13 protein-coding genes are annotated in these 15,409 nt (G+C 69.2%); 7 read left to right on the top strand and 6 right to left on the bottom strand.

From position 1 onward, the window contains the following. Positions 1-2,211 carry a TonB-dependent receptor gene (locus tag Q5H91_RS10355; protein WP_305173322.1) on the bottom strand — a complete coding sequence of 737 codons (2,211 nt, stop codon included), beginning with the start codon at positions 2,209-2,211 and terminating at the stop codon, positions 1-3. A gap of 258 nt (positions 2,212-2,469) precedes the next feature. Here Q5H91_RS10355 and Q5H91_RS10350 point away from each other — a divergent pair, with 258 nt between their 5' ends. Both Q5H91_RS10350 and Q5H91_RS10345 read left to right on the top strand, forming a co-directional pair. After that, positions 2,470-3,234 (top strand): enoyl-CoA hydratase/isomerase family protein, encoded by a 765-nt coding sequence (locus Q5H91_RS10350; RefSeq protein WP_305173321.1) that lies wholly within the window; start codon positions 2,470-2,472, stop codon positions 3,232-3,234. Positions 3,235-3,236: 2 nt separating this feature from the next. Then, complete coding sequence (locus Q5H91_RS10345; protein ID WP_305173320.1) at positions 3,237-4,850, top strand: AMP-binding protein; 1,614 nt, start codon at positions 3,237-3,239, stop codon at positions 4,848-4,850. Between the two features lie 4 nt (positions 4,851-4,854). Here the strand turns inward: Q5H91_RS10345 and Q5H91_RS10340 are convergent, their stop codons facing one another. Beyond that, complete coding sequence (locus Q5H91_RS10340; RefSeq protein ID WP_305173319.1) at positions 4,855-5,394, bottom strand: SDR family oxidoreductase; 540 nt, start codon at positions 5,392-5,394, stop codon at positions 4,855-4,857. Positions 5,395-5,406: 12 nt separating this feature from the next. Beyond that, on the bottom strand, positions 5,407-6,132 hold the full coding sequence (locus tag Q5H91_RS10335) for an SDR family NAD(P)-dependent oxidoreductase (protein ID WP_305173318.1): 726 nt from the start codon (positions 6,130-6,132) through the stop codon (positions 5,407-5,409). A 173-nt stretch (positions 6,133-6,305) separates the two neighbouring features. On the opposite strand from Q5H91_RS10335, the gene pcaF reads away from it, so the two are divergent. The 5 genes from pcaF to Q5H91_RS10310 all read left to right on the top strand — a co-directional run bounded on the left by pcaF (position 6,306) and on the right by Q5H91_RS10310 (position 11,566). Next, the gene (gene pcaF, locus Q5H91_RS10330) at positions 6,306-7,508 is read left to right on the top strand and encodes a 3-oxoadipyl-CoA thiolase (protein WP_305173317.1); all 1,203 of its coding nucleotides are present in this window, start codon (positions 6,306-6,308) and stop codon (positions 7,506-7,508) included. An 11-nt stretch (positions 7,509-7,519) separates the two neighbouring features. After that, positions 7,520-8,305: a 2-(1,2-epoxy-1,2-dihydrophenyl)acetyl-CoA isomerase PaaG gene (gene paaG, locus Q5H91_RS10325; RefSeq protein ID WP_305173316.1), complete on the top strand. Its 786-nt coding sequence runs from the start codon at positions 7,520-7,522 to the stop codon at positions 8,303-8,305. A gap of 37 nt (positions 8,306-8,342) precedes the next feature. Continuing rightward, positions 8,343-8,903: a DNA-3-methyladenine glycosylase I gene (locus tag Q5H91_RS10320; RefSeq protein WP_305173315.1), complete on the top strand. Its 561-nt coding sequence runs from the start codon at positions 8,343-8,345 to the stop codon at positions 8,901-8,903. Continuing rightward, the gene (locus tag Q5H91_RS10315) at positions 8,900-9,139 is read left to right on the top strand and encodes a DUF3253 domain-containing protein (protein WP_305173314.1); all 240 of its coding nucleotides are present in this window, start codon (positions 8,900-8,902) and stop codon (positions 9,137-9,139) included. The genes Q5H91_RS10320 and Q5H91_RS10315 overlap by 4 nt, the downstream gene beginning before the upstream one ends. A gap of 63 nt (positions 9,140-9,202) precedes the next feature. Then, positions 9,203-11,566: a membrane-bound PQQ-dependent dehydrogenase, glucose/quinate/shikimate family gene (locus Q5H91_RS10310; protein WP_305173313.1), complete on the top strand. Its 2,364-nt coding sequence runs from the start codon at positions 9,203-9,205 to the stop codon at positions 11,564-11,566. Between the two features lie 9 nt (positions 11,567-11,575). Here Q5H91_RS10310 and Q5H91_RS10305 read toward each other — a convergent pair whose 3' ends face one another. The 3 genes from Q5H91_RS10305 to Q5H91_RS10295 are packed head-to-tail and all read right to left on the bottom strand — an operon-like array spanning position 11,576 to position 15,407. After that, positions 11,576-13,918, bottom strand: coding sequence for a xanthine dehydrogenase family protein molybdopterin-binding subunit (locus tag Q5H91_RS10305; RefSeq protein WP_305173312.1), 2,343 nt, complete (start codon positions 13,916-13,918; stop codon positions 11,576-11,578). Continuing rightward, on the bottom strand, positions 13,915-14,904 hold the full coding sequence (locus Q5H91_RS10300; RefSeq protein ID WP_305173311.1) for an FAD binding domain-containing protein: 990 nt from the start codon (positions 14,902-14,904) through the stop codon (positions 13,915-13,917). The genes Q5H91_RS10305 and Q5H91_RS10300 overlap by 4 nt, the downstream gene beginning before the upstream one ends. Beyond that, on the bottom strand, positions 14,901-15,407 hold the full coding sequence (locus Q5H91_RS10295; RefSeq protein ID WP_305173310.1) for a 2Fe-2S iron-sulfur cluster-binding protein: 507 nt from the start codon (positions 15,405-15,407) through the stop codon (positions 14,901-14,903). The genes Q5H91_RS10300 and Q5H91_RS10295 overlap by 4 nt, the downstream gene beginning before the upstream one ends. Between the last annotated feature and the right edge of the window lie 2 nt (positions 15,408-15,409).

Genomic DNA, 15,409 nt, shown 5'->3' with positions numbered 1-15,409 from the left:
TCAGAACTTGTACTGGAATTCCGCGCCGATGACGCGGCCCTTGTTCAGTGCCGAGAAGGTGCTGCCCGCGAAGAAGGGCAGCGGACCGGAGATCCCAAACGTAACCTCGTTCAGCAGGTTGGTGCCGAAGATCGAGAATTTGTAGCGGCCAACGGAATAGGCGAGGTTCGCGTCGACCATCGTCGCGGCAGGCAGGATGCCGGTGTTCAGCTCGTTATAATAGGCGATGCTGCGGTAATTGGCCGCGCCGCGTGCGTCGATCGTGCCGTCGCCGACCGGCAGCGAGTAGTTGACCGATCCGCCATAGGTCCATTTCGACAGTCGCGGCAGGATCAGGGCATAATCCTTCGCGTCGATCACCCGATCGTTGTTCAGGTCGGCGAAGATCCGGTCGTAATTGCCATCGGTATAGCCGAGCTGGCCGGTCATCGACAGGCCGGTACCGGGCACCTTCAGCACCACTTCGGCGTCCACGCCCTTGATCGTCACGTCGGCGGCGTTGTTGATGACCTGGAACGCGCCGACGCCGGCGACCGGGGTCACGATCTCGCGCTGGACGTTGTGGATCTTGTTGTGGAAGCCGGCGAGATTGACGCGCAGCACCCGGCCGAAATCCTGCTTCAGGCCGATCTCGAACGAGTCCTGCACCTCCTGGTCGAACGGGCCCGGTGCGACCGCGGTGTTGATCGAGCGGAGATTGTAGCCGCCGCTGCGGAAACCGCGCGCGTAGAAGCCGTAGAGCTGGGTCTGATCGGTCGGTTTGAACTGCACGCCCAGGCGCGGGGTGAAGCCGTCCCAGCGCTTCTTGCTGAAGAAGGTGTAGTTGCAGGTGCGCGCGTCGAAGTTGCAGCTGCCCGCGACGATGTTGGCGATGCGGACGCGCTTGTCCTCGTTGGAATAGCGACCGCCGATGTTCAAGGTGATCTGGTCGGTCAGGTGCCAGTCGAACGAGGCGAAGGCGCCGTAGGAGTGCTGGTTCTGCACACCGCCACCGGCGATGGTCAGATTGCCGCCCGACAGCAGCCGCTTCTCGAGATATTCGATCTGCTGGCCGAAGTAGTAGAGGCCGGTCGTCACGTCGACGCGCCCGAACGTGCCGGCGTAGCGCAGCTCGTTGCTGAACTGGTTCTGGTCGGTGTGCGTGTAGAAGTGGTAGTCGGTGCGCGGCGTCGCATCGAGATCGGTGATGAGGTCGCCCTTGAAGTCGCGATAGGCGGCGATGTTGGTGATCTTGCCGTTGCCAAAGCCGACGTCGAAATTCGTCTCCAGGCTCAGCTGGTTCCACAGGTTGCGCGACAGCCCTTCCTCGTTGACCGAGATGTTGAAGGTGTTGGCACCGAACAGGCCGAAATTGGTCGGCCGCGCGCCGTCGCCGCGCATCGCGCCATGTTCGAAACGGAGGATCGCCTCGACGTCGCTCGTCGGCGTCCAGCGCAGCACGGGGCGCACGATCATGGTACGGTCGCGGCCGAAATTCTTGTTGTTGTTGAACTGGTTGGTGAACCAGCCATTGTCGTAGTTGTAATAGACGGCCAGCTTCGCCTGCAGCTTGTCCTGGACCAGCGGGCCGCTGACGACGATGCTGGCGTTCTTTTCCAGGCCGGTCGACAGCGCCGCCTTGAAGTCGACGTGGAAGGTGTTGCTGGGCACGGTGGAGCGGATCACGACGGCACCGCCCGTCACGTTGCGGCCGAACAACAGGCCCTGTGGGCCGCGCAGCACCTCGACGCCCGCCAGGTCGAACGTGTCGAGCACCACGCCGCCGCCGACGCCCAGATAGACGCCGTCGATGAAGGTGCCGACGGTCGGGTCGATCGACGGGATCGAGCTGTTGATGCCGAGGCCGCGGATCGAGAAATTGGCGTAGCCCGGCGCGGTGCCGAGTTCGGTCAGCTGGACGTTCGGGATGTCGTAGCTGAGCCCGGCGATCGAGCGGATGTGCTGTTCGTCGAGCTGGTTGCTGCCGAACGCGGTGACGGCGAAGGGCACGTCCTGCACGCTCTGCGCCTCGCCGCGCTTGGTCGCGGTGACCACGATGTCGTCTAGGCCGCCGTTGCGAGAGGGAATTTCATTGCTCTGCTGCTCGGGCGTATCCGCCGCGGCGGGGGGCATGTCCGGCGGAGTATCCGTGCTGGTCTGCGCCGCGGCCGGCAGGGTCACGATCAGGGCCGAACTTAGCAGTAGCAGGGTCGAGAGACGTTGGACGCGCATGAAGTGTGATCCTCCCCAGGCTTTTTAAGACACGATATTGCGTGTTCGTTGCGCACATTGTCGCCACGGGGATGGTCGCCCCTCAACGCGTTCGGCCCGTCGCGGGCCAATATCATAGACGGGATATCCGACCCGGAGGCCCGATCGCGGGGCAATCGCATATAGGATTAAGGGCCGGGCAGGCGGCGATGCGGCTTCACCGCGGGCGCGCACCGATCAATGATACGGCCAAATCAAAGCGCAATGTGGGAGAGGCAAGTGAGCCTGATAAAGCTGGACGTCGCCGATTACGTCGCCGTGGTGACGCTCGACAACCCGCCGGTGAATGCGCAGCCGATGGAGTTCATCCAGGAGCTTATCGCCGTCTTCGACACCTTCAACGACCGCGACGACGTGCGCTGCGTCGTGCTGACCGGCGCGGGCAAGTGCTTCTCCGCGGGAGCGGAGTTGAAGAACCGCATGGACCTGTCGGCGCCGGGTGCGCGCTGGAGCCGCAACCGCTGGGTGCGCGAGGTCGGATACTGCATCATGGACAACGCCAAGCCGACGATCGCAGCGGTCAACGGCCCGGCACTGGGTGCGGGGCTGGGGCTGGTCGCGGCGTGCGACATCATTGTCGCCTCCGAGCGCGCGGTATTCGGCCTGCCGGAGGTCGATGTCGGCCTGATGGGCGGGGGCAAGCACGCCGCGCGCATCCTGCCGCACTCGCTGGCGCGGCGCATGATGCTGACCGGCTATCGCGCGCCGGCCGAGGAGCTGTATCGCCGCGGCATCATCGAGGCGTGCCTGCCGCATGACGAGCTGATGCCGTTTGCGATGGATATGGCGCGCACCATCGCGTCGAAGAGCCCGCTGGCGACGCGGCTGGCCAAGGATTCGATGCGGACGATCGAGAACATGACGCTGCGCGACGGTTATGTGTACGAGCAGGGCAACACCGCCAAGCTCGCCCAGTCGGAGGACGCGCGCGAGGCCGTCGCCGCCTTTGTCGAGAAGCGCCCGCCGGTCTTCCAGGGGCGCTGACGATGACCGCCGGGGAGGGGACGGTGCGACCGGTCGCAGGCGACTGGAACTTCGGCGACCTGCTCGACGCGACGGCGGCGGCGGTGCCGGGCGACCGCCCCGCGCTGATCCACGGCGAGCGCGTCGTCAGCTGGGCCGACTTCGACGCGCGCACCAACCGGCTCGCGCGCGCGCTGCTCGCCGCCGGGCTGCCGACCGGCGCGCGCGTCGCCATCCTGGCGCGCAACATCCCCGAGTTCATCGAGATCGCCTGTGCCGCGTTCAAGGCCCGGCTGAGCCACGTCAATATCAACTATCGCTACACGACCGGCGAGATCGATTATGTCCTGCAGGACTGCCAGGCGCAGGGCCTGTTCTATCAGGCGGAGTTCGCCGAGCTGGTCGCGCCGCTGCTGCCGTCGCTGGCGCTGGCGGTGCAGATCGACGGCGGCCAATACGACGCGATGGTCGGGGAGGGCGATGGCCGCCCGCTCGACATCACCCGCTCGCCCGAGGATGGGTATCTGCTCTATACCGGCGGCACGACCGGCAAGCCCAAGGGCGTGATGTGGCGGTCGGGCGACGCGCGCGTGTCGCAGCTGGAGGCGCCGACGATCAAGACGGTCGTGCGGACCATGGCCGACCATGTTGCGATGGTGGCGGAGAACCCACTGCCCGGCCGGGTCATCCCGGCCTGTCCGCTGATGCACGGTGCCGGGCTGAACAGCTCTATGGCGGAGCTGGTGGGCGGCGGCACCGCGGTGCTGCTGCCCGACACCCGCTTCGACGCCGAACGCCTGTGGGACGAGGCGGAGCGGACGCGCGCCACCCGCATCCTGATCGTCGGCGACGTCTTCGCCCGGCCGATGGCGCAGGCGTTGCAGCGTCATCCCGGCCGATGGGACCTTTCGTCGCTGCGCGTCATCTCGTCCGCCGGGCTGATGTGGAGTCGTGAGGTGAAGCGGGTGCTGGTCGACGCCATCCCGCAGCTGACGCTGGTCGACATCTTGGGTGCCTCCGAGGCGTCCGGCTTCGGGTACGCGATCACCACCGCGACCAGCGAGACGCCGACCGGCTGGTTCGAGCCCGGCCGCCACACCGTGCTGGTCGAGCCGGAAACCGACCGCGTGCTGGAGGCGGACCAGCCGGGCGAGGGTTGGCTGGCGCGCCGCGCGCCGTTCGGCCTGGGCTATCACGGCGACCCGGCCAAGACCGCCGCGACCTATCGCCGGATCGGCGACGAGGTGCTGGCGATCCCCGGCGACATGGCGGTGCGCGAGGCGGACGGCCGGCTGCGGCTGGTCGGCCGCGGTAACATGGTCATCAACACCGGCGGCGAGAAGGTGTTCGCCGAAGAGGTGGAAGAGGCGATGAAGCGTGCGTCGGGGATCGAGGACGCGATCGTCGTCGGTGTGCCCGACCCGGTCTGGGGGCGGAAGGTCGTGGCGCTGGCCTGCGTCACCGATCGGTACGATGCAGGCGTCGCACAGCGCGAGATGCTGGCCGAACTGGCAGCGTACAAGATGCCCAAGCACATCATCCTGCTCGACACCCTGCCGCGCCACGCCAGCGGCAAGAGCGACTATCGTACCGCACTCACCATCGCGATGCGGGAACTGGGGCTGGAAACCGCGTAGCGGCTCAGCGTCGCCGCGCCTGACGCAGCTTCAGATTGTCGCCGCCGTCGGCCAGCACGCACTGGCCGTGTGCGGCGGGGCTCTCGATCAGCGCCGCGGCCAGGACGGCGGCCGCCTCGGGGTCGACCCCGGAAGGCAGCGCCAGCGCGTTGACGCGCAGGCCGGAGCGGCCATGCTCCATCGCGACGCTGCGCATCATGCCGATCAGCGCCGCGCTGCCCGCCGCCTGTCCGGCGCCGTGCCACCGCCCCAGATACGCGTCCGACGCGATCACCAGGATCGCCGCATCCGCCGCGGCGCATTCCAGCGCGGTCAGCAGGGCGGCGCGCCGGTCAAGCGTAGCGTCGATCGCCTGCGCCACGAACGCCTCTTCCGTCAGGTCGAGGAACGGGGTGTCGGGCGCCTCATCGACACCGTCGATCAGGATCGCGTCGGCGATCTGTCCCTCCGCAACGGGAGAATAGTCGCCGGCGCACAGCACCGCACCGATCGCGGCGGCAACGCCGTCCGCTTTGCCCAGTACCAGCAGGGATCGTGCAGCCATCATGTCTCCGCCTCAGTAAAGGGCCACGCCGAGCGCCTTGCCGCCGTCGACCAGCAGCACCTGCCCGCTCATCGCGCGGCCTGCGGGAGAGGCGAGGAAGACGATCGTGTCGGCGATGACCTGCGGGTCGAGCGCGCCGCCGCTCGGCTCAAGCTCGGTCAGGCGGGCGCGCATCGCCGGGGTGAAATGCTTGATCATGCGAGTGTCCACCATGCCCGGAGCGACCGCGTTCACCGCGATGCCGCGCCAGCGGAGTTCGATCGCCATCGCGCGGGTCAGCCCGACCACCGCCGCCTTGGAGGCGACGTAATGTGCGCCGCCGATGCCGCCCAGATACCCGCGCGAGGCGATGTTGACGATCGCGCCGCCCGTCATCCGCCGCGCCGCCTCCTGCCCGACGATGAAGCTGCCGAGCACGTTGATGCGCAAAGCCCGTTCGAACTGAGGTGCCGTCAGATCGGCGAATGGGAGCATGTCGGCCGGCACTGCGGCATTGTTGACGACCAGCGTCACCGGCCCGTGCGCGTCGAGCAGCGCGCCGACCGCCGCTCGGTCGGTCACGTCGAGTTGAACACCGGCGATGGCCCGACCGGCGGCACACCAGCCTGTATCCGCTTCGGCGACCGCCCGTGCGTCGATATCGGCGGCCAGCACGCGCCAGCCCGCCCGCTCCAGGGCCTCTGCCGTTGCCGCGCCGATGCCGCGCGCGCCGCCCGTGACCAGCGCCGTTCCGCTCATGATCCTGTCCACGACCGGATGCTAGGTGGGCAGGCGGGTGCGGTCACGCGCGGCCGGGCGGGCGGATGTAAATCACGGTTGGAATGTCGCAGTGCCGCCGACGCGGCTATGGCAGACCACCGTCGGGGCGCGGTATCGCTGCGCATCATCCAGTCACCCAAGCGCGAGGTCATATGCCCGACGCCTATATCTGCGACGCCGTCCGTACCCCGATCGGGAAGCTGAACGGCGGACTGTCGACGATCCGTGCCGACGATCTCGCCGCCGTGCCGATCCGTGCGCTCGCGGCGCGCAATCGGCACGTCGATTGGGCGGCGGTCGACGATGCGATCCTGGGCTGCGCCAATCAGGCGGGTGAGGACAATCGCAACGTCGCACGCATGGCGGTGCTGCTCGCCGGTCTGCCGGATACGGTGGCGGGGGTGACCGTCAATCGGCTGTGCGGGTCGGGGCTGAACGCGGTCGGATCGGCCGCGCAAGCGATCCGCGCCGGCGACGCCGAGCTGATGATTGCCGGCGGGGTCGAGAGCATGACCCGTGCGCCCTATGTTTTGGGCAAGGCGGCGGGCCCGTTCGACCGCGCGCAGACGCTGCAGGATACGGTCCTCGGCTGGCGTTTCGTCAATCCGGCGATGCGGCATGCGTACGGCGTCGATTCGATGCCCGAGACGGGCGAGAACGTCGCCGACCAGTGGCAGGTGTCGCGCGAGGAGCAGGACCGGTTCGCGCTCGCCAGCCAGGAAAAGGCCGCCGCGGCGATCGCCAGCGGGCGCATGGCCGCGGAGATCGTGCCGGTCGAGATCCCGCAGCGCAAGGGCGAGCCGATCCTGTTCGCGCAGGACGAGCACCCGCGCGCCACCAGCCTCGCCGCGCTCGCGCAGCTGAAGCCGGTGGTGCGCGCCGATGGCACGGTGACCGCCGGCAATGCTTCCGGGCTGAACGATGGGGCCGCGGCCATGCTGGTCGCGTCGGAGGCCGCGGCGGCGCGCCACGGCCTGACACCGCGGGCAAGGGTGCTCGGCATGGCAGCGGCCGGCATCGCACCACGGATCATGGGCGTCGGTCCGATAGAGGCGGCGCGCAGACTGGCGCACCGCACCGGCATCGCGCTCGATCGGCTCGACGTCATCGAACTGAACGAGGCGTTCGCCAGCCAGGCGATCGCGACGCTGCGCGACCTGTGCATCGCGTGGGACGACCCGCGGGTGAACCGCAATGGTGGCGCCATCGCGCTCGGCCACCCGCTCGGCATGTCGGGTGCGCGCATCACCCTGTCGGCGGTCGAGGAGCTGCACCGCACCGGCGGCCGCTATGCGATGGCGTTCATGTGCGTCGGCGTGGGGCAGGGGATCGCGCTGATGCTGGAACGGGTCTGAGGGGACGTGAGATGATCCTGGTCGAACGCGCGAACGGTGTCGCGCGTGTCACGCTGAACCGGCCCGAGCGGCTGAACAGCTTCACCGCCGCGATGCACGGCGAACTGGCCGCCGCACTCGACAGGATCGCGGAGGACGGCGAGGTTCGCGCCGTCCTGCTGACCGGCGCCGGTCGCGGCTTCTGCGCGGGGCAGGACCTGTCCGACCGGGTCGCGCCGGCCGATGGCACGCCGATCGACCTCGGCGAGTCGATCGAGCGCCACTATGCCCCGCTGATCCGGCGGCTGACGATCCTGCCCAAGCCGGTGGTCTGCGCCGTCAACGGCGTCGCCGCGGGGGCGGGAGTCAGCGTCGCGCTGGCCTGCGATATCGTGGTCGCCGGCCGGTCGGCGAAGTTCATCCAGTCGTTCGCGAAGGTCGGCCTGATCCCCGATTCGGGCGGCACCTGGGTGCTGCCGCGCCTCGTCGGACAGGCGCGGGCGCTGGGCCTGGCGCTGACCGGAGACGCGCTGTCGGCCGAGAGGGCGGCGGCGTGGGGGCTGATCTGGGACTGTGTCGACGACGATGCGCTGATCGACACCGCCACGGCACTAGCAGAGCGGCTTGCCGCCGGGCCGGCACAGGGGCTGGCGGAAACCAAGCGACTGATCCGCGCGGCCTCTGGCACTACGCTCGACGCGCAGCTGGACGCCGAGCGCGACGCGATGCGGGTGCTGGGGTGCAGCGACGATTATCGCGAGGGCGTCGCCGCCTTTCTCGGCAAGCGTGCGCCGGTGTTCGGCGGCACGCGGAACTGATCGACCCGGCTCGTGGAAGCGCCTAGCCACCAGCGTCATGACCTCGCCGATCGATCCTGACCGTCCGCGCTGCCGCTGGGCGCAGAGCGCGCCGCTGCTCGCCGCGTATCACGACGCGGAATGGGGCGTGCCCGAGCATGATGCCCGCGCGCTGTGGGAAAAGCTGATGCTCGACGGGTTCCAGGCCGGGCTCGCCTGGATCACCGTCCTGCGCAAGCGCGAGGCGTTCCGGGCCGCGTTCGCCGGCTTCGACCCGGTGCGGGTCGCGCGGTTCGACGCGGCCGATGTCGAGCGGTTGATGACCGACGCCGGAATCGTGCGCTCCCGCGCCAAGATCGAGGCGGTGATCGGCAATGCGCGCGCGGTCCTGGCGATGGCGGACAAGGGCGAGGATTTCGCCGCCTTCTGCTGGAGCTTCGTTGGCGGACATCCGATCGTCGGCGACGGCACCGCGACCCGGTCGCCCGAATCCGAGGCGCTGTCGGCAGCGCTGAAGGCACGGGGGTTCAAGTTCGTCGGCCCGGTGATCGTCTATGCCTGGATGCAGGCGTGCGGGCTGATCGACGATCACGAGGCAACATGCTTCCGCCGGGCATGACCGAGGCGCGGGCAGCCACCCTGGCGCTGCTCGCGGCCCGCGCCGCCGAGGCGAGTGTCTGTCCGAGCGAGGTCGCACGCGCGCTGACCGCCGGCCATGCCGATGCGTGGCGCGACGCGATGCCCGCCGTGCACGATGCGGTCGACCGGCTCCTTGCCGAGGGTGCGGTACGGCTGAGCTGGAAGGGGCAGCCGCTGTCCGTTCGTGCAGGGCCGTACCGGATCAGTCGCGCCTGACCGCACGGGGACTTTTCGCCGCCGGCTGCGTTGTGGCCCGTAGATCACAGGGAATGCGCGGATATGGCACGGCTGCTCACCATCGTCCTGGCCTGGGTCATCACCATTCTGGGTGGTTTCTTCGTGGTCGCAGGCGGGGTGCTCGTCTCGCTGGGTGGTTCGCCCTATTATCTTATCGTCGGCGTCGCGATGGTGGCCAGCGGAGCGCTGATCGGGCGCGAAAGTCCGCTCGGGCGATGGCTGTTCGTCGCGCTGTGGATCGGCACGCTGATCTGGGCGGTGTGGGAGGTGGGGCTGGACGGGCTCCAGCTGGTACCGCGGCTGGTTGCGCCCACCGTGCTGCTGGTGCTGGTGCTGCTGACCGGCCTGCGCGGGCGTTCGTGGCGGTCGCGCGGGCATGCGATGCCCGCCGTCGCTGCGGGACTAGCGGTGCTGTGCGTCGCCGGGCTGACGCTGCACGGGCAAGGAGTCGTCGCGCAGGACGCGCCAGCGGTGCAGCTGCCGGCAGCGCCGACGGGCGAGGCGGACGGCGACTGGCGCGACTATGGTGGCACGCTGTCCGGGCGCCGCTACTCGACGCTTGCCGACATAACGCCGCAGAATGTCGGCCGCCTGCAACTCGCCTGGACGCAACGCACCGGCGACCTGCCCATGCCGGCGGAGGCGACCGAGCATAAGCGCGAATATCATTCCGAGGCGACGCCGATCCATATCGGCGACACGCTCTACACCTGCACGCCGCATTCCTTCGTCCAGGCGATCGACGCCACCACCGGCAAGACCAAGTGGAGCTGGCACGAGGACGCGAAGATCCAGGGCAACAACTATCTGGTCTGCCGCGGCGTCACCTATTTCGAGGCACCGGCCGGCACGCCGTGCCCGCACCGCATCTTCGCGCCGACCTTCAACGCGCGCCTCGTCGCGCTCGACGCCGATACCGGACGGCCGTGCCCCAGCTTCGCGAACGGCGGCGCGATCGACCTGCGCGCGAACATGGGCACGTCGAAGCCGTCCGACCAGATCGGCACGACCCCGCCGGTGGTCGTGAACGGTCGCCTCATCATCGGCGAGCGGATCACCGACAACGTCAACCGCGACATCCCAAGCGGGGTGGTCCGCGCCTATGACCCCGTGTCCGGTGCGCCAGTCTGGGCATGGGACGTGGGCCGGTCGCAGGACGCGATCGCCCCACTGCCGGCGGGGCAGGTCTATACACGCGGCACGCCGAACGTCTGGGGCGCGATCACCGCGGACGCGGCGAACGGCATCGTCTATCTGGGCACCGGCAACGCCTCTCCCGATTACTGGATCGGGTATCGCCGGCCGTTCGACGACCGGTTCGGCAGCTCGATCGTCGCGCTCGACGTGGCGACCGGCAAGCTGCGCTGGACCCGTCAGCTGGTACACCGCGACATGTGGGACATGGATCTGCCGATCGGGCCGTCGCTGTTCGACTATCGCGCGCCGAACGGACAGGTTGTCCCGGCGCTGATCCAGACCACCAAGATGGGGCAGGTGTTCTTCCTGAACCGCCTGACCGGCCAGCCGATCGCCGCGATCACCGAGCGACCGGTGCGGACCGATGGCGCGACGCCGGGCGTGCGCGTGTCGCCGACCCAGCCCTTCTCGACCGGGATGCCCAGCTTCACGCCGCCCGCCCCGACCGAGGTCGCGACCTGGGGCGCGACGCCGATCGATCAGCTGTTCTGCCGTATCGACATTCGTCGTGCGCAGGGGACCGGCATCTACCAGCCGATGGGCCTGAAGCCGATCATCGGCCATCCCGCCTTCGACGGTGTCACCGACTGGGGCGGCGCGGCGGTCGATCCGGTGCGCGGGATCATGACCGTCAACACGATGGAAATGCCGTTCAAGCTGTGGCTGATGCGCCGCGACGATCCGCGCGTCGCCTCCCTGATGAAGCAGAAGCAGGGTGGCGAGAACGCCATGCAGGCGCAGCTCCAGACCCAGTACAATACGCCGTACGTCGCGGTGGTGAAGGCGTGGGTGGGCATCTTCGGCGCGCCCTGCGTGGCGCCGCCCTGGGGCCACCTGACCGCGATCGACCTGAACACGCGCAAGATCGCGTGGAAGAAGGTGCTGGGCACCGCGCGCGACACCGGTCTGTTCGGATCGCATCTGGGCGTGCCGATCAAGACCGGCGTGCCCAACCTTGGCGGGTCGATCATCACCGCCGGTGGCCTTGCCTTTATCGGCGCGACGACCGACCAGTATCTGCGCGCCTATGACCTGAACACCGGCGAGGTGGTGTGGAAGGCCCGGTTGCCGGCAGGCGCGCAGGCGACGCCGATGACCTATCGCGGGCGTGACGGGCGGCAATATGTGGTCATCACCGCCGGCGGGCACGGCGCGCTCGGCACCCGCTACGGCGACTATACCATGGCCTTCGCGCTGCCGCGGACCTGAGGCAGCCGGCTAAAGCAGCCTGTCGAGCGTGATCGGCAGGTTCCGCACCCGCTTGCCGGTGGCATTGTAGATGGCATTGGCGACCGCGGCGGCGACGCCGGTGATGCCGATCTCGCCGATGCCGTGCGCGCCCATCGGGGTGTGGGGATCGGCGATGTCGGTCCAGATCACGTCGATCTCCGGCACGTCCATGTGCACCGGCAGGTGATATTCGGCGAGGCTGGGGTTCATGATCCGGCCACTCCGCTCGTCGAACTGGGTTTCCTCCATCAGCGCCATGCCCAGCCCCATGATGATGCCGCCGCGGAACTGGCTGGTCGCGGTGCGGGGATTGAGGATGCGCCCGCAATCGAACGAACCCAGCATGCGGGTGACCCGCGTCTCGCCGGTCACCGCGTTGACCCGCACCTCGCAGAACAGCGCGCTGTGCGAGTGCATCGACCAGTGCATCAGCTCGAGCGGCGGCGAACCCGCCGCCGTCACCGTCACGCTGTCGCGCCGGGCGCGGGACAGGATTGAGGCATAGCTCTCGCGCCGCACCGGATCGTCGCGCTTGGACAGGCCGCCATCGACGCTGCCGACATCGTCCGGGGACAGGCCGGCCAATCCCGAATCATTGCCGGCGAGCTTCAGCAACTCGGCGACGAGCGCGTTGTGCGCGGCGATCACCGCCGCACCGATCGCCGCCGTCTGCTGCGACCCGCCGGCCATGATCGCGCCTGGGATGGCCGAGTCGCCGTAAGCCACCTCGACCCGGTCGAGCGGCAGGCCCAGCCGCTCCGCCGCGACGATCGCCGTGGTGGTCGAGGTGCCCATGCCCATCTCTGCCGCCGCGACCTCCACGGTCGCGCGCACAGCGTCGCCGTCGCGCGTCAGGGTGATCCGTGCCTCCGCGCCGGGCATCCGGTAATAGGGATAGGTGCCGGTGGCGCAGCCCATGCCGACCAGCCACTCGCCGTCGCGGCGCGAGGCGGGGGTGGCGGGGCGGTCGGACCAGCCGAACCGCTCCGCCCCCCGGCGCCACGCCTCGACGATGTGCCGCGACGAGAAGGGCAGGCCGGAGGTCGGATCCTTGTCCGGCTCGTTCAGGATGCGCAGGTCGACCGGGTCGATGCCGATCTGCACCGCCAGCTCGTCGACCGCGCATTCGAGCGCGAAGGTGCCGACCGCCTCGCCCGGCGCGCGCATGAAGGTGTTGGCGAGCATGTTCATGCGCGCGATCTCCACCTTCAGCGCGATATTCGGTGCGGCATAGGCGGCACGGGTGCCGAGGATGAACGGCTCGGGCATGGAATTGTGCGGGGTCATGACCGACAGACCGGAGTGGATGAGCGCCTGGAACCGGCCATCCGCCGTCGCGCCGATCCCGACGCGCTGTTCGGTCAGCGTCCGTCCGCCGACGACGCGGTACACGCCCTCCCGCGACAGCGTGATGCGGACCGGCCGTCCGGCCAGCTGCGCCGCGGCGGCGCCGATGACCTGATGATCCCACAGCCCCTTGCTCCCGAAACCGCCGCCGACATAGGGCGAGGTGAGGCGAACCTGATCGGGCGTCAGGTCGAATACCTCGCCGATGGTCTGCGCCTGCTGGGTCACCATCTGGCTGGCGTCGTGGATCACCAGCCCGCCATCGACCCAGGCGAGCGTCGCGGCGTGCGGCTCGATCGGGTTGTGGTTGTGGCGCGGCGTTCGGTAGACATGGTCGATGCGGTGCGGCGCCGATGCCAGCGCCGCCTCTGCGTCGCCGATCTCGTTGAGCAGCGGCTGGCCCATGAACAGGCCCTGTTCCATCCCGTTGGCCTTGGCCCCGGCCAGCGAGGTGGTCGACGGCTCCTCATCATAGGTGACGGCGATGAGCGAGGCGGCGTGGTCCGCCTGTTCCTGCGTCTCTGCCAGTACGCAGGCGATCGGCTGGCCATTCCAATGGATACGGTCGTCCTGCAGGATCGGCAGGTCGGCGGGTCCGACCGCGGTCGGCGATGATCCGAACACGGCGGGCGTGTTCATCCGCGGCGCGTTCCGGTGGGTCATCACCAGGACCACGCCGGTGGCTGCCTCGGCCGCCGCCTGATCGATCGCGACGATGCGGCCGCGCGGGATCGTCGCGTAGACGAGCGCGGCATAGACCATGTCGTCGAACCGGTACTCCGCGGCGAAGCGCGCGCCGCCCTTTACCTTCAGCGGACCGTCGAGGCGCGAGACGGGCGTGCCGATCAGCCCGTGCTTGCGCGCGATCAGCGGGTCGGGAACGCCGCCCGGTATCCAGCTGTCGGGGGCGAGCGGCACCAGCTTCTCCATCGCGCCCTGCATCAGGCCCTGCGCAGCCTGTTTGGCGGTGTCGACGATGCTCATGCCGCTTCTCCCCGAGCCAGGCCGCCGAGCACGGCGGCGAGCGTCCGTGCCGCCAGTGCCGGCTTGAACGCATTGTCGCGCAGCGGCCGGGCGTCGGCGAACTCAAGCGCCGCCGCCGCGTGGACCGCCTGATCGGTCGCCGGACCGCCGCGCAGCGCCTCCTCGGCGCGGGTTGCGCGCCACGGCTTGTGCGCGACGCCGCCGAAGGCGATCCGCACGTCGGCGATCCGGTCGCCGTCCAGCTCCAGCGCGGCGGCGACCGAGATCAGCGCGAAGGCGTAGCTCGCCCGGTCGCGCACCTTGCGATAGGTCGAGGTGGCGGCAAGGCGCAGCGGCGGTAGCTCGACCGCGGTGACAAGCTCGCCCGGCTCCAGCACGGTGTCGATGTCAGGCCGGTCGCCCGGCAAGCGGTGCAGGTCGGCGAAGGGCAGCCTCCGCGCGCCTCCGCTCCCCTCCAGATGCACAGTCGCGTCGAGCGCCGCCAGCGCCACGCACATGTCCGACGGATGCGTCGCGACACAGGCGTCGGAAGCGCCGAGTATGGCGTGGATGCGGTTGAACCCCTCGCGCGCGTCGCATCCCGATCCGGGCGCCCGCTTGTTGCAGCGGGAGCCGTCGGTATCGTAGAAATAGGTGCAGCGCGTCCGTTGCAGCAGATTGCCGCCGACCGTGGCCATGTTGCGGATCTGCGCCGATGCCCCCGCGACGATGGCGCGCGACAGCATCGGATAGCGCGTCCGCACCGCGTGATGCTCGGCCAGTGCGGTGTTGCGCACCGCCGCGCCGATCAGCAGTCCGCCGTCCTCGGTTTCCGCGATGTCGGCTGGCAGGCCGGACACGTCGACCAGCCGGTCGGGTCGCGCCACCGTCTCGCGCATCAGGTCGACCAGATTGGTGCCGCCGCCGAGATAGGCTGCGGCGGCGTCCCGACCCAGTTGCAGCGCCTCTGCCGCGTCGTTGGCGCGGGCGTAGCTGAAGGGGGTCATGCCGCCACCTCGGCGGCGACGGTGCTCCGGATCGCCTCGACGATCCCGTTATAGGCGCCGCAGCGGCACAGATTGCCGCTCATCCGCTCCTGCACCTCCGCACGGCTGAGGGTGACGTCGGCGGTCAGGTCGGTGGTGACATGGCTGGGCACCCCGCGCCTGGCTTCCGCCGCCATGCCGATTGCCGAGCAGATCTGGCCGGGCGTGCAATAACCGCACTGGAACCCGTCATGCTCGATGAATGCGGCCTGGAGGGGGTGGAGGGCGTCGTCCTGCGCCAGCCCCTCGATCGTCGTGATCGATCGCCCGTCATACTGCACGGCGAGTGCCAGGCACGAGAGGATGCGCTCGCCATCGGCCAGCACGGTGCAGGCTCCGCACGCGCCCTGGTTGCAGCCCTTCTTCGTGCCGGTCAGGTGCAGCGTCTCGCGCAGATGGTCGAGCAGGGACACGCGGGGATCGACCGGGGCCGGTACCGCGATCCCGTTGATGATGAGCGACATGC

This window comes from Sphingomonas aurea (assembly GCF_030678875.1).
GTDB classification, from domain to species: domain Bacteria; phylum Pseudomonadota; class Alphaproteobacteria; order Sphingomonadales; family Sphingomonadaceae; genus Sphingomonas; species Sphingomonas aurea.
The sequence above is the reverse complement of the archived record's forward strand: the minus strand, read 5'-3'. Positions and strand labels throughout refer to the sequence as shown.